Source organism: Mesorhizobium sp. B1-1-8, assembly GCF_006442795.2.
Lineage (GTDB): Bacteria > Pseudomonadota > Alphaproteobacteria > Rhizobiales > Rhizobiaceae > Mesorhizobium.
Map to the genome: position 1 here is coordinate 5,165,594 of NZ_CP083956.1, position 13,542 is coordinate 5,179,135.

General features: G+C 65.2%; 11 protein-coding genes. 8 read left to right on the forward strand and 3 right to left on the reverse strand.

What is annotated here, in order from left to right:
- Positions 1-59: 59 nt before the first annotated feature.
- From FJ974_RS25370 to tssH, 3 genes are all read right to left on the reverse strand, one after another.
- Entirely contained in the window at positions 60-857 is a 798-nt protein-coding gene (locus tag FJ974_RS25370; protein ID WP_264296826.1) for a sigma-70 family RNA polymerase sigma factor, read from the reverse strand.
- Between the two features lie 59 nt (positions 858-916).
- Positions 917-1,390 (reverse strand): carboxymuconolactone decarboxylase family protein, encoded by a 474-nt coding sequence (locus FJ974_RS25375; protein WP_140533127.1) that lies wholly within the window; start codon positions 1,388-1,390, stop codon positions 917-919.
- Positions 1,391-1,495: 105 nt separating this feature from the next.
- The gene (gene tssH, locus FJ974_RS25380) at positions 1,496-4,336 is read right to left on the reverse strand and encodes a type VI secretion system ATPase TssH (RefSeq protein WP_140533126.1); all 2,841 of its coding nucleotides are present in this window, start codon (positions 4,334-4,336) and stop codon (positions 1,496-1,498) included.
- 322 nt (positions 4,337-4,658) lie between these two features.
- Here tssH and tssA point away from each other — a divergent pair, with 322 nt between their 5' ends.
- From tssA to tagH, 8 genes are read left to right on the forward strand one after another with little or no spacing between them, the layout of a single operon-like run.
- Positions 4,659-5,825 (forward strand): type VI secretion system protein TssA, encoded by a 1,167-nt coding sequence (gene tssA, locus FJ974_RS25385; protein ID WP_140533125.1) that lies wholly within the window; start codon positions 4,659-4,661, stop codon positions 5,823-5,825.
- Between the two features lie 5 nt (positions 5,826-5,830).
- On the forward strand, positions 5,831-6,367 hold the full coding sequence (gene tssB, locus FJ974_RS25390; protein WP_140533124.1) for a type VI secretion system contractile sheath small subunit: 537 nt from the start codon (positions 5,831-5,833) through the stop codon (positions 6,365-6,367).
- Between the two features lie 3 nt (positions 6,368-6,370).
- Complete coding sequence (tssC, locus tag FJ974_RS25395; protein ID WP_140533123.1) at positions 6,371-7,879, forward strand: type VI secretion system contractile sheath large subunit; 1,509 nt, start codon at positions 6,371-6,373, stop codon at positions 7,877-7,879.
- A gap of 58 nt (positions 7,880-7,937) precedes the next feature.
- Complete coding sequence (locus tag FJ974_RS25400) at positions 7,938-8,387, forward strand: Hcp family type VI secretion system effector (protein WP_181177116.1); 450 nt, start codon at positions 7,938-7,940, stop codon at positions 8,385-8,387.
- Positions 8,374-9,129: a type VI secretion system baseplate subunit TssE gene (tssE, locus tag FJ974_RS25405; RefSeq protein ID WP_140533121.1), complete on the forward strand. Its 756-nt coding sequence runs from the start codon at positions 8,374-8,376 to the stop codon at positions 9,127-9,129. The genes FJ974_RS25400 and tssE overlap by 14 nt, the downstream gene beginning before the upstream one ends.
- A gap of 1 nt (position 9,130) precedes the next feature.
- Positions 9,131-11,005, forward strand: a complete 1,875-nt coding sequence (tssF, locus tag FJ974_RS25410) for a type VI secretion system baseplate subunit TssF (RefSeq protein ID WP_140533120.1) — start codon at positions 9,131-9,133, stop codon at positions 11,003-11,005.
- Positions 10,969-12,084 (forward strand): type VI secretion system baseplate subunit TssG, encoded by a 1,116-nt coding sequence (gene tssG / locus FJ974_RS25415; protein ID WP_140533119.1) that lies wholly within the window; start codon positions 10,969-10,971, stop codon positions 12,082-12,084. The genes tssF and tssG overlap by 37 nt, the downstream gene beginning before the upstream one ends.
- Positions 12,081-13,541 carry a type VI secretion system-associated FHA domain protein TagH gene (tagH, locus tag FJ974_RS25420; RefSeq protein WP_140533118.1) on the forward strand — a complete coding sequence of 487 codons (1,461 nt, stop codon included), beginning with the start codon at positions 12,081-12,083 and terminating at the stop codon, positions 13,539-13,541. The genes tssG and tagH overlap by 4 nt, the downstream gene beginning before the upstream one ends.
- The last annotated feature ends 1 nt before the right edge of the window (position 13,542 follow it).

Consider the following 13,542-nt stretch of genomic DNA (forward strand, 5'->3'; position numbering starts at 1 on the left):
CCAGCGGAACAAAGGTTCCCGAGTGGCCCAGCAAAGTGACCGGCAAGAGGCTCGTCCAGCTAATGCAGATGCCTCAGCTTGTCGGGGTTACGCATCACATAGATCGCCGCGATCTTGCCGTCCTCGATGTCGAGCGCGGTGGTCTGGAGTTCGCCATCGGCCTCCAGCGTGATGAAGCCGGGCAATCCGTTGATGAAGCCAAAACGGACAAGCTCGGAGCGATTGTCCTGAAGCCATGCGGTTACGACCGCGTATTGTTTCATGACGGCATCGAACCCGAGAGCAGGTTCTGTTGCCGCCGGACGCTTGCCGCCGCCATCGGCGTGAGCGCTGACATCGGCGCTCAGCATTGCCCCGAGCGCCTTCATGTCGCCGCTGCGCGAGGCGTTGAAAAAGGCTTCGGCGAGTTCCAGCCCGCGCTTCTTCTCGACCTTGAAGCGCGGCCGCGCTTCGCGGACGTGGCTGCGCGCGCGGGCGGCAAGTTGCCGACAGGCGGCCGCATCACGTTCGATCTCCGCCGCGACCTCCTCGAATTGCAGCCCGAACACGTCGTGCAGCAGGAAGGCCGCCCGCTCGAGCGGCGACAGGCGTTCGAGCGCCATCATCAACGGCAGGCTGACATCGTCCACCTCGTCGTCTTCGACGACCGGTTCGGGAAGCCAGGGGCCGACATAGGTCTCGCGCTGGCGGCGCGCCGATTTAAGCTGGTCGAGACAGAGCCGCGTCACGGTGCGGCGCAGGAACGCTTCCGGTTCGCGCACCGCGGCGCGGTCGGCCCTCATCCAGCGGATGAAGGCCTCCTGCACGCTATCCTCGGCGTCGGCGACGGAGCCCAGCATGCGGTAGGCGACCCGCATGAGTTTCGGGCGCAGCGCTTCGAAACCCGCCGCAGCGTCCTCGGATGTCGGCTCCGCGGTCAAGCGGCCGCCGCCTTGTTGCCGGCCCTGACGGCGGCCGGATCGACAAAGCCGCCGAAGCCGACCGCTATGCGGTTCCAGCCATTGATTATGTTGATCATCAATGTGAGCTTGACCCGCTCCTCCTCGGAAAAGTGCGCTTTTAGCGCTTCGTAGGCGGCCTCATGCGTATGGCCTTCGCAGATCCGCGTCAGCGCCTCGGTCCAGCCGAGGGCGGCGCGCTCGCGGTCGGTATAGCACGGCGCCTCGCGCCAGGCCGACAGCAGATAGATGCGCTGCTCGGTTTCCCCCCGTTCGCGGGCATAGGTCGTGTGCATGTTGATGCAGTTGGCGCAGCCGTTGATCTGGGAAGCGCGAATTTCGATGAGTTCGGCGAGGCTCGGGTCCAGGCTGGAGGCAATGGCCAGCGACGCGCGATGCCACTCCTTCATCAGCGAAGGGGCGGCGGCAAGGGGATCAAGTCTGACGGTCATGGTCGGTTTCCTTTCTGGTTCCGACCTCATGACGCGCGACCATCCGCCGATGTGACATGACGCCGGAGATTTTGCCCGGCGCCGTCAAGCTTGATGCGGTCCGCGCTATTCGAAGGAATAAGTGAACCCTTCCGGGGAGGCGCCGACCGTGACCTTCGTCATCTTCTGGCCCTCGAGCGAGCGGTTGAGCACGCCGCGGCTCAGCTCCGGCAGCAGCGTGTTGGTGAGGATGGCGTCGATCATGCGGCCGCCGGATTCGATCTCGGTGCAGCGCGCCTTGATCATATCCATGACGCCGTCGCCGATCACCAGCTCGGCATCGCTGGTTGCCCTGAGCCGTCGCGCGATCTTGGCGAACTGGTGGCGGGTGATCGATTCGATCATCGAATCCGACAGCGGATAATAAGGGATGGTGACGACGCGGCCGAGGAAAGCGGCCGGGAAGACCTTGAGCAGCGGCGCGCGCAAGGCAGTGTCCAGATCGTCGAGCCCTGCCCGCACGGTGCCGTTCCTGGTGCGCTCCATGATGACTTCGGAACCGACATTGGAGGTCAGCAGGATCAGCGAATTCTTGAAGTCGATGCGCCGGCCCTCGCTGTCGTCCATCATGCCCTTGTCGAAGACCTGGAAGAATATCTCGTGCACATCCGGATGCGCCTTTTCGACCTCGTCGAGCAGGATCACCGAATAGGGTTTTCTGCGCACCGCCTCGGTCAGGATGCCGCCCTTGCCGTAGCCGACATAGCCGGGTGGAGCGCCCTTCAGCGTCGAGACCGTGTGCGCTTCCTGGAATTCGGACATGTTGATCGAAATCAGGTTCTGTTCGCCGCCATAAAGCGTCTCGGCCAGCGCCAGCGCGGTTTCGGTCTTGCCGACGCCGGAGGGGCCGCAGAGCAGGAACACGCCGACCGGCTTTTCCGGCGCGCTAAGGCCGGCGCGGCTGGTCTGCACGCGTCTGGCGATCATCTCCATGGCATGATCCTGGCCGACGACGCGCTCGGACAGCGTGGCGGCGAGCTTGAGCGCCTTCTCGGTCTGGCTGGACAGCATCCGTCCCGTCGGAATGCCGGTCCAGTCCTGCACCACGGCGGCCACCGCATTGCGGTCGACGGAGGGCAGGATCAGCGGCGTCTCGCCCTGCGCTTCGGCAAGTTCGGCCATCAGCTCGCGCAGCCGCGCCAGATCGGCGGCGGATTCCGGCGAGGCGTCGGCTGGCGCCCCGGCCGCGGGCGCTTCCGCCTCTGCTGCGTCCGCATCGGACGCCTTGGCTTTTGCCGATTTCATGGCCTTGGCCTCGACCGGCTTGGGTTCGGGTGCTTTGGCCTGGGGCCCTTCGGCTCCAGCTGTCTCCGCGCTTGCCATTTCACCGGCGCCCTCGTCGGCGTCCACCGGATCGAGCGGCAAGCCCTCGCCGCGCAGCCTGGCGCGCAGGTCGAGGATTTCGGCCACAAGCGCCTTTTCCCGATCCCAGCGCGCCTGCGCCGCGGCCAGCGTCGTCTCGGTTTCCGCCAGCCCGGCTTCGACCCTGGCCTGCCGGTCGGTTACCTCGATGCCGATCGCCGCCTCGCGGCCGATGATGCCGCGCTCGACCTCGAGCGCCTGGCGGCGGCGCAGAATGTCCTCGACCTCGGCCGGCGTGGCATGCTGCGAAACGGCGACGCGGGCGCAGGCGGTGTCGAGAAGGCTGACTGCCTTGTCCGGCAACTGTCGGGCCGGGATGTAGCGATGCGACAGCGCAACCGAGGCCTCGATCGCCTCATCCAGAATCTGCACCTTGTGGTGCTGCTCCAAGACGCCGGCGACACCGCGCAGCATCAGAACGGCCACCGCCTCCGACGGCTCGTCGATCTTGACGACCTGGAAGCGGCGGGTCAGCGCCGGGTCCTTCTCGATATGCTGCTTGTATTCGGCCCAGGTCGTGGCGGCGATGGTGCGCAGCTCGCCACGCGCCAGCGCCGGCTTCAAGAGATTGGCCGCATCGCCGGTTCCGGCGGCGCCGCCGGCGCCGATCAGCGTGTGCGCCTCGTCGATGAACAGGATGATCGGCGTCTCCGAAGACTGAACCTCGTCGATGACCGCCTTCAGCCGCTTCTCGAATTCGCCCTTGACGCTGGCGCCGGCCTGCATCAGGCCGACATCGAGCATACGAACGCCGACATTCCGCAGCGTCGGCGGCACGTCGCCCTCCGCGATGCGCAAGGCAAAGCCTTCAACCACGGCGGTCTTGCCGACGCCCGCCTCGCCGGTCAGGATCGGGTTGTTTTGCCGGCGTCGCATCAGGATATCGACGATCTGCCGGATCTCCGGATCGCGGCCGACGACCGGATCGATCTTGCCGTCGCGGGCGCGCTGGGTGAGGTCGGTGGCGTATTTGGCCAGCGCCGAATCCCCGCCCGGTCCGCGCTTCATCGGCGCCTCGGTTGCAGCAGCGGCCCCGGCACCGGCACCGGCTTCGAGCGAGCCTTCGGTGACATCGGCGAAGCGGGAAATGACGCCGTCGGCATCGATCCTGTCGAACTCGCCGCTGATCTTGGACAGCAGGCCTTCCAGCACCGGCGTCTTCAGGCAGGCAAGCAGGATATGGGCGCTGCGCACCTCCTTCACGCCGAATTCGAGCGTGGCCAGATTCCAGCCTTCCTGGATGGCATGAAAGATATGGTCGGAAAACTCTTCCACCGAGGTGGCGCCGTAAGGCAGCTTGTCGATGGCGCGGGTCATATCCGCTGTTATCCGGCTCGCGTCCACGCCGGCGTCAGCGACGATCATCTGCACGTCCGAGCGCTCGGACAATACCAGCTGCTGAATGAAATGAACGAGTTCGACATAAGGATTGCCGCGCAGCTTGGCCGTGTCGGCCGCGGCCTTGAAGGCACGCTGACAGGTGGCATTGAGCTTGGCGACCAGTTCCTTGCGCTTGATGCTCTGCGACGATCGGCGCTGTTCCATCGAACCTGCCCCCAAAATCTGCCTGCCGATACCCTGCCATATAAGCGGCGGCTTGACAAAGCGTGTGACGGATTAGACGCGCGGATACGGTCCGGCCGGCACACGGCTGTTGCATAGGCGTGCAACAAACACCGGATTGGCGCCCGGGCTATGCGATGAATTTCACATACCGGGTTCGCCAATCGCGCCATGGGTTTCGGCGAAGAGCATGAGCGCGTTCAGCATTCGTTAGTTGTTGAGCAGGTGCTCAATTGTGGTAGCGTGAGGCCAGTGATAACGTTAGGTCACGCAGGGATCTCAGGGCCGCTGGCTGGGGGTAGGTGTGATTGATCTCGCACTTTGGCTGAATCCTATAGACGGTGCGAACCCGTCGGGTGCGGACTTGCGCAACGACCCGGCATTCCACGAGTTGGAACGCCTGACCGAACAGCAGAAAAAGGTCGAGTATCAAGGAACCGGCAAATCGGAAGTGGATGTTCCGATCGACTGGTCCACAGTGCTGGCCAAGGCCGAGGAATTGCGCGGGCATGGTCGCGATCTCCGCCTGCTGGTCATCGTCACGCGCGCGCTGGCCAACGAAGACCGCCTGGCCGGGCTGGTCAATGGGCTGACCCTCATCGCGCAAACATTCGATCAGCATTGGGAAACGATGCACCCGGCCCTGCGTACCGGCACGCCACGCGACGCCGCCTTGCGCCGCATCAATGCGCTGACCGACCTGCAGAACAGCCAGGACGGCCTGCTCAAGGACCTGCGGCAGATGACTTTCTTTGCTCCGCGCGCGATCGGACCGATCAGCGGCCGCGACCTGGAACACGGCGCACTGGAAGAGCGCGTCATGCTTCTGGAAGCGGCCTCGGGGCTGAACGACAAGGAAAAGGCGGCGCTGGTGAGCGCGCACAGCCAGTTGGTGAACCGGGTGCGCACCGGATGCATCGCGCAGGTCGAACAAGGTGCGGACGTGATGACGGCGCTGCTGGCCGATGCCCGCGCGGCGATCACCGCCCTGGAAGCGGTCGATACCGCCCTCAACCGCCACATCGACGGCAACGGCCCCACCGTCCCGGAATTAAGAAAGTTCCTGCAGCGTTTGCTGACGACGCTGGAGCGCAATTCTACCGCCGGCGCCGCTGCGAACGGCGTCGCAAAAGCCTCGCCGCAGCCGGTGGAACCGGCAACGCCCGCCCGAAACGGTCATGGAGGCGATACTATGGCCAGTGTGGCAAGCTATGTCGAACCGAGTGCCGGGCTGCCCGACCGGATCACCTCGCGCGACGATGTCGTCAAATGCCTGGACCTGGTCGTCGCCTTCTATGACCGCACCGAGCCGTCGAGCCCTATCCCGCACCTCGCCCGCCGCGTGCGCCGCATGGTGCACATGGATTTCGTGGAACTGATGGAAGATCTCGCCCCGTCGGGGCTGAAGGAGTTCCGGCTGCTTGCCGGTGTCCCCGATCCCAAGAAGCCGGCCCAGAAGGATGAAAGGTAGCGACAATGCCAGCAGAGAGCAAAGCCAAGGTCATCGAGAGAAACCGCGCGCCGCGCGTGCAGATCGCCTACGACGTTGAGACCTACGGCAGTCCGACGACGATCGAGTTGCCGTTCGTCATGGGCGTCATGGCCGATCTTTCGGGCGCATCCCAGACCAAGGAAGCGATGAAGTCGGTGCTCGACCGCAGCTTTGTCGAAACCGACGCCAACCGCTTCCCCAAGTTCATGGAAGCGATGGGGCCGCGCGTGAAGGCGCGGGTGAAGAACACACTGCCGCAGGCCGAGGGCGCCGAGCGGGACGAGGAACTGGCGATCGACCTCACCTTCACCAAGATCGGCGATTTCGCTCCCGACAAGATCGCCGAGCAGGTTCCGCAGCTGGCCGAGATCCTGAAGATGCGCCGTCAGCTCGAGGAACTTCTCGGCTTCATGGACGGCCGTGTCGACGCCGAAAAGCGTATCGCGCAGTTGCTCAACAACGAGCCGCTGCTGAGCAAGATCGCCGATCAGGCGATGTCGGACGAGAAGGGCGAGGAATAAGCCATGGCCGAACAGCAAAAAACCGCAGCCGCCACCGCCGAAGCGGAAGCCATCGACCTCGGCGAATTCAGCGGACTCCTGGAAAAGGACTTCAAGGTCAAGAAGGACGACAGCGAGAAGCTGCAGCAGCTGGTGCGCAATCTGGCGCTGGCGGCGCAGTCCCGCTCCGAAACCACGACCATCTCGTCGAATGCGATCAAGTCGATCAAGTCGCTGATCGCCGGCATCGACAAGATGCTGACGACGCAGGTGAACGAAATCCTGCACGCGCCGGAAGTGCGCGAGATGGAAGGCACCTGGCGCGGCCTCTGGTATCTGATCAACAACACCGAGACGGATGCGAAGCATCTCAAGATACGGGTGATGAACATCTCCAAGGAGCAGCTGGCCGACACTCTCGAAGACTATGAAGGCCAGATGTGGGACCAGAGCCCGATCTTCAAGAAAGTCTACACGGACGAGTATTCGATGCTGGGCGGCGAGCCGATCGGCTGCATCATCGGCGCCTACGAATTCTCCAACCACCCGCGTGACGTCGGCCTGCTGCGCAACATTTCGGGCATCTGCGCTTCCGCGCATACGCCCTTCATCGCCGCCGCCTCGCCGCGCCTGTTCCGCATGGACAGCTGGCAGGAACTGCCCAACCCGCAGGACCTGCAGATGATCGTGAACAATCCGGCCTATGCGTCGTGGCAGTCACTGCGCGAGAGCGAGGACGCGCGCTATATCGGCCTCACCATGCCGCGCGTGCTGGCACGGCTGCCCTACGGCACCGAGACCGTCCCGGTGAAGGGCTTCACCTTCGAGGAGGAGGTGCATGGCGACCACAACAAATATGTCTGGATGAACGCCGCCTTCCCGATGGGCGTCAACATCAACCGCAGCCACAAGCTCTACGGCTGGGGCACGCAGATCCGCGGCGTCGAGAACGGCGGCACGGTGCTCAATCTGCCGGTGCACGCCTTCCCGACCGACGACGGATCGATCGCGATGAAATGCCCGACGGAAGTCGCCATCGACGACCGGCGCGAGGCGGAACTCGCCAAGCTCGGCCTGATGCCGATCCTGCATCGCAAGAACACCGATCTGGCGGCCTTCATTGGCGCGCATTCGCTGCAGGACGACGAGACGCGCGCCGGTCGCTTGGTCGATCCGGACGCGCAGTCGAACGAGCGGCTCAGCGCCAACCTGCCGTATTTGTTCCCGGTTTCCCGTTTCGCGCACTACCTCAAGGCGATTGCGCGCGACAAGATCGGATCGTTCAAGGAACGCTCCGACATGCAGATCTGGTTGACCGAATGGATCAACCGGTACGTGCTGGCCAACCCGGCTTTCGCCGACGACAAGGCGCGCGCCAAGCGTCCGCTTGCCGCGGCCGAGGTCCAGGTCGACAGCGTCGAAGGCCGGCCCGGCTACTACAATGCCCGTTTCTATCTGCGCCCGCACTACCAGCTGGAAGGCATCAACGCCTCACTCCGGCTGGTGTCGGAACTACCGTCCGTGAAGACCTGAATTGCAGCAAATGTCGTCCTGTTTCGTTTGAAAGCGGTGGAGAAAGACAATGCCCACAATGAAGATCGATGGTTTCCTGAAAGTGCCTGACATCAAAGGCCCGAGCACCCGCGACGGTCATGATGACGAGATCGAAATCCACGGCGTCGACTACAAGATGGTCGCACCCTATGACCCGAATTCGCTGTCGCGCCGCGGCCGCGTGTCGATGGGCATGATCAAGTTCACCAAGCATTACGACAAGTCGTCGCCCTATCTGGCGAAGGCGCTGTTTGAGAACAAGGCGCTGGACGAGGTGAAGTTCTCCGCACGCCGGACAATCGACGGCGAAAGCAAGGACTATCTGGTCGTCACGCTGACCGACGCCTCGATCATGGAATACGACATGACGCAGGCCGAAGACGAGGCGGACCTGATCCAGGAAGAGGTGAGCTTCGCCTACAAGAAGATCAAGTTCGTCTATGACGGCAACGACGAAGCCGAAATGGATGTCTATGTCGGCAAGTGAGGGCCGGCGGCCCGGCGCGGGCAAGCAGCAGGCCCCCGGCAGTTCGCGGGCGAAACGCGAAGCGGTCCAGCCTTCTCTCTGGGACCGCCTCGTCAACGACCTGCCGGGCCTGACCTCCGAGATAGACGGGCTGCGCCATGTGCTGGAGGACGAGCTTGGCGCCGAGCGCCTCGACACCCTGCTTGCCGGCAGCGCGCGGGCGATCGACAACGATGCGGAGCTGACGCCCGACCAGAAGCGGCGTCTGCACCGCATGGTTTTCCAGAACCAGCACCGGGCGGAGATCGAAAGCCGCGGCGTGGTAGTGTCGGCGCGGGTGCTGAGGGAAGCGGTGCGGCGTGACATCGAGGCGCTCTTCAACACCGAGCGCTTCGAGTCCACGCCACTGCTTTCCGATCTCGAGCGCGAACAGGTGGTGGACAGCCCGACTTCGCTTGCCGATTTCCCGGAAGTGCGGCGAAGCGTGGTCAACTATGGCGTGCCTTCCTTTTCCGGCCGCTCGTCGCGGGATTTCGACCGCGATGCGCTGGCGCGCGAGATCCGTTCGGTGCTCGCCACCTTCGAGCCGCGCCTCAAAGAGAGCGCGACGACGGTCAATATCACGCTTGGCGACAAGAGCGTCGGGCTGAAGATCGAGATCGACGCCGTGCTGATCATGACGCCGACGCCCGAACGCATGCGGCTGCGCACCACGATCAATCTCGACAACGGCCTGGCGCGCACCGAGTTTGGGGAAGCCTGAAATGGATCGGGTCTTCGTAGAATATTACGAGGAGGAACTGACCCATATCCGCGCGCTTGCCGCGGAGTTCGCCGACATGCATCCGGCGGTGGCGCGCAATTTGTCGCTCGACACCGTCCCGTGCCCCGACCCTTACGTCGAGCGGCTGCTCGACGGTGTCGCCTTCCTGGCCGCCCGCACGCGGCTGAAGGTCGATGCGGAGCGCTCGCGGTTTTCGCGCGCCGTGCTCGACGTGCTCTATCCCGACCTGGTGACGCCGGCGCCGGCAACCGCGATGGCGGTGCTGAAGCCCGGCCAGCAGGTACAGTCGATGATTGCCGGTCACACTGTGAAGCGGAACACGCGGCTGGTCTCCAGCCTGCATCCGGGCCTCTCGACGCGCTGCACCTTCACCACCGCGCAGGACCTGACGCTGTGGCCGATCGCGATCACTTCCGTCAGCTATTATCAGGACCGCAGCGCGCTGGCCGCGGCAGGCATCACACCGCTCGGCGGCACGCGCGGCGAGGCCGCGCTGCGGATCGCGCTCGCCCGGACCGGCAAGGGCAAGCTCGGCGAATTGGCGCTTGATCGCCTCGACCTTTACTTCGCCGGACGCGCCAAGGCGCCGCTGCTTTTCGACGCGATCTTCGGCGCCTGCTCGGCCGTCGGCGCGCGGGTGGAAGGCAAGACCAACCCGCTCTCGGCGCTGCCGGAACCAGAAATGGTCGGCATCCTGGACGACGAGGCGCTGATGCCGCGCACCCGTCCGACATTCGAAGGATACCGGCTGCTGCGCGAATATTTCATGATCCCCGAGCGCTTCCACTATGTGCGGGCCTCGGGGCTGCAGCCTGTCGTGCGCAAATGCGAGGCCGGGATCGAAATCATCTTTTTGTTCCGGCGCCCGGTGCCCGAGCTTGCCGATGTGACGCCGGCCGATTTCGAACTCTTCGTGACGCCGATCATCAATCTGTTCGAGCGCGAGTGCAACGTCGTCGAACTCGATCCGCGCCGGACACGCCAGGTGCTGCATGCCGACCGCACCCGGGCGCGGGATTTCGAGATCTATCGCGTGACGCGGGTCGAGGATGCCGACACCGAAGGCAGCGAGGCCCAGATTCCCGAGTTGTTCAGCCTGGGGCAGAACCGCGGCAGCGGCTGGGTCTATTCGACCGAACGGCGCCCTCGCCGCGCCACCGAGGATGAGCGGCGCGACGGCCTGACCCGCACCTCCTATACGGGCGACGACGTGTTCCTGGCGATCTCGCGCCCCGCCGCAAGCCCGGCCAACCGGCCGCTCAAGCGCCTCGATGTGATGGCGCTCTGCACCAACCGCGACCTGCCGATCCTGGACGACACGCCGACGCTGACGCTGGAGACGGCGGATCCGGTCGAAGCCGTCCGGCTGCTCGGCGCCTTGCGTCCGCCGCAACCGGCAATCCCGGCGTCGCTGCCGGCGGGAGCCCAGGGCGAGTCGCGGGCCGACAATCTCGCCTGGCGGCTGGTGGCGCAGCTGGCGCTGAATTTCTTGAGCCTGGCCAAGGAAGGCCGCGGCGTCGATCCGCTGCATGCGCTGCTCGAGCTCTATGCCGACCGCGGTGATCCGAGCCTGGCGCGCAACGTGCATTCGATCGTTCGCATCGATTCCCGTCCGGTCATCGAGCGGCTGCAGATCGATGGGCCGATGTACTTCGGGCGCGGCACGGAAGTGACGCTGCATGTCGACCAGTCGGTGCTGGCGGGGCAAAGCACGCTGCTGCTTTCGGCGCTGCTGGCGCGGCTGTTCGCACGCCACGGCGGAATAAACGGCTTTGTGCGGACCCGCACGCGGCTGCTGCAGAAGCAGGAGGATGTGCCATGGCCGATGACGCCCGGCAATCGCTACCTGATCTAGACGAGACCGTCCAAGACAAGGCCAATCTCGACAAGCCCATACCGGGCAAGACCGAGGGATTGTCCGAGGGCTTCGACTTTTTCGAGCTGCTGCGCCGGCTGGAGCAAAGGGGCGGCCTGTTCGGCTATTCCGGCCAGCCGGATCGCGAGCCGGCGAGGCTTGGCCAGCATGTGCGCCTGAGCTTCTCGGCCAGGGACGTGGTCAAGATTGAGGACGCACGGGACAAGTCGCCCGGCAAGGATGGCGCCCCGCTGCGCATCACCGTCGCCAATCTCGGGCTCTTGGGACCTGAAGGGCCGATGCCGCTGCATCTGACGCGCTGGGTGCTCGATCGCCTGTCGCAGCGCTGGTTCACCGGCACGGACGCCCAGCAGACCAGCGACACCACCTTCGTCGATTTCGTCAACATCCTGCAGCACCGCATGATCGCGCTCTATTACCGGGCCTGGGCGGACGCGCATCCGGCGGTGCAGGTCGAACGCGCGGTCGGCGGCCGCGTTCGCGCTATGCTGGAAGCCATGGCGGGGATCGGTCTTCCGGGCACCCAGGATCCCGAGCTCGACACGGTGCGCCTGCGCCAGGCCGGATCGCTGGCCAGCCAGGTCGACGGTCCGGAGCGGCTGACGCTGTTTCTGGCGCAGGCGTTCAAGGTGCCGGTCCAGATCAAGGAATTCGTCGCCGCCTGGATCACCATTCCGGCCGCGCTGCAGACCCGGCTCGCCAAGGCCTACGCAGGACTCGGCCGCGGAGCGACGATCGGCCCGCGCGTGTTCAGCCGCCAGAGCAGGATCGAATTGCGCGTCGGCCCGCTCTCCTATGAAGACTTCAAGGCATTCCTGCCGGGCAGCCAGCGCCTCGCTTTGTTCAAGAAGGCAGTCCGCGACATGATCGGGGAATCGCTCGATGTCGATCTCAGGATCGTGCTGGCCCAGGAAGCCGTGCCGCCGCCCGTTATCGGGACTGTCCAGCTCGCCCGCACCGCCTGGCTTGCGCGGCCCGCCGAAAGGGGGGATGCTGACGATCTCAGGCTGCGGACAATCGTCGGATGGCGGCCGGAAATGGCGGGGGTCGCGGCATGAGTTTGCTGCTGACGCTTGAGCAGGGACCACGCAGCCAGGTGGTGAGGCAGACCCGGCTGGACGAGGGCGAATTGGTGATCGGCCGCAGCGCCGATGCCGGCTGGCAGATCGACGATCCGGACATGTTCGTCTCGCGCGCCCATTGCAAGATCAGCGGCGGCCGGGACGGCTATTTCATCACCGATACCTCGAGCAGCGGACTGTTCATCGACGATTCCGACAGCCCGCTCGGCCCCGGCAGGTCGACGCGCCTGCAAAGCGGCATGCGGCTGAGGCTGGGCGACTATATTCTCCATGTCGAGGTTCAGGCACCAGCCGCCCAGGCGCCGGCCGCGCTTGCCCCTGCGGTTAGCCAGACCGCGCCCGAACGATCGCCGCCGCAATCCCGAGCGCCGGTCAGCGTCGGCAACGACGACTTCTTTTCAGCCAGGGTCGAGGAAGAGCCCCGGCGGCCGCGCCCGGCCGATCTGCCGAACCCATTCGAGCAGCCGGTGCCGGGGGCGTTCGATCGCCCCTCGAACCAGCGCAGTTCACCGGCCTTCGACGATCCCTTCAGTCTCGATCCGGTGTCGGCCACCACGCCGGACAGTGCCGCTGCCCCGCGCCCGCTGGACCCCTTCGGCTTCGACCCGGTGCCGTCCAGCAACGGCGCGGCCGAAGCGGCGCCGAAACCATCCGCCTTCGATGACGATTTCGACTTCGGGCCGGCGGCATCGCCAGGCCCCGGGAGCGCCGACCGGGCCGGTCAGCCGCAACGTCAGGCCGAACGGCCGCAGGGCGGCAATCCGTGGGATATGCCGCCGCCGTCGTCGCCGGCGCCCCCTCCTGCCCCACGCCCGGCTGTCGCTGCCAGACCGGCCCGCCCCGCACCGGCCGTGCCACGGAACGAGATGGCGCTGCGTGCTGCATTCCTGCGTGGCATGGGCGTCGAGGAAGCCGACTTCCCGGGGCGCGACGCCCTCGCCGAAATGGAGCGGTTCGGACGCGAATACCGGCTGATGATGGAAGGCCTGCTGCAGTTGCTGCGCAAACGCGCCGAGGAAAAGGGTAGCGCCCGTGTCGCCCAGACCATGGTCGGCGCCTCGGAGGTCAATCCGCTCAAATTCCTGCCGACCGTCGATGACGTCATCGTCACCATCCTCTCGGAGCGCAGTCCCGGCTTTCTGTCCGGCGAAGCGGCAATCGCCGATGCGGTGCGCGATCTCGCGCAGCACCATGTGCGCGCCTGGCGCGGCGTGCAGGCCGCCTTGCGGCGCATGATCGACCGCTTCGATCCGGCGGCAATCGAGGAAGAACTCAAATCGAATTCCGCGATCGGCACACTGCTTTCCGGCGGGCGTGGCGCCAAGCTTTGGGAACTTTACCAGAAACGCCATCGTGAAATCGCCCAGAGCGCGGAATCAAGCTTCCTGGGGGAAATCGGCGCTGATTTTCGGGACGCATACGAAGAGGAGTAGG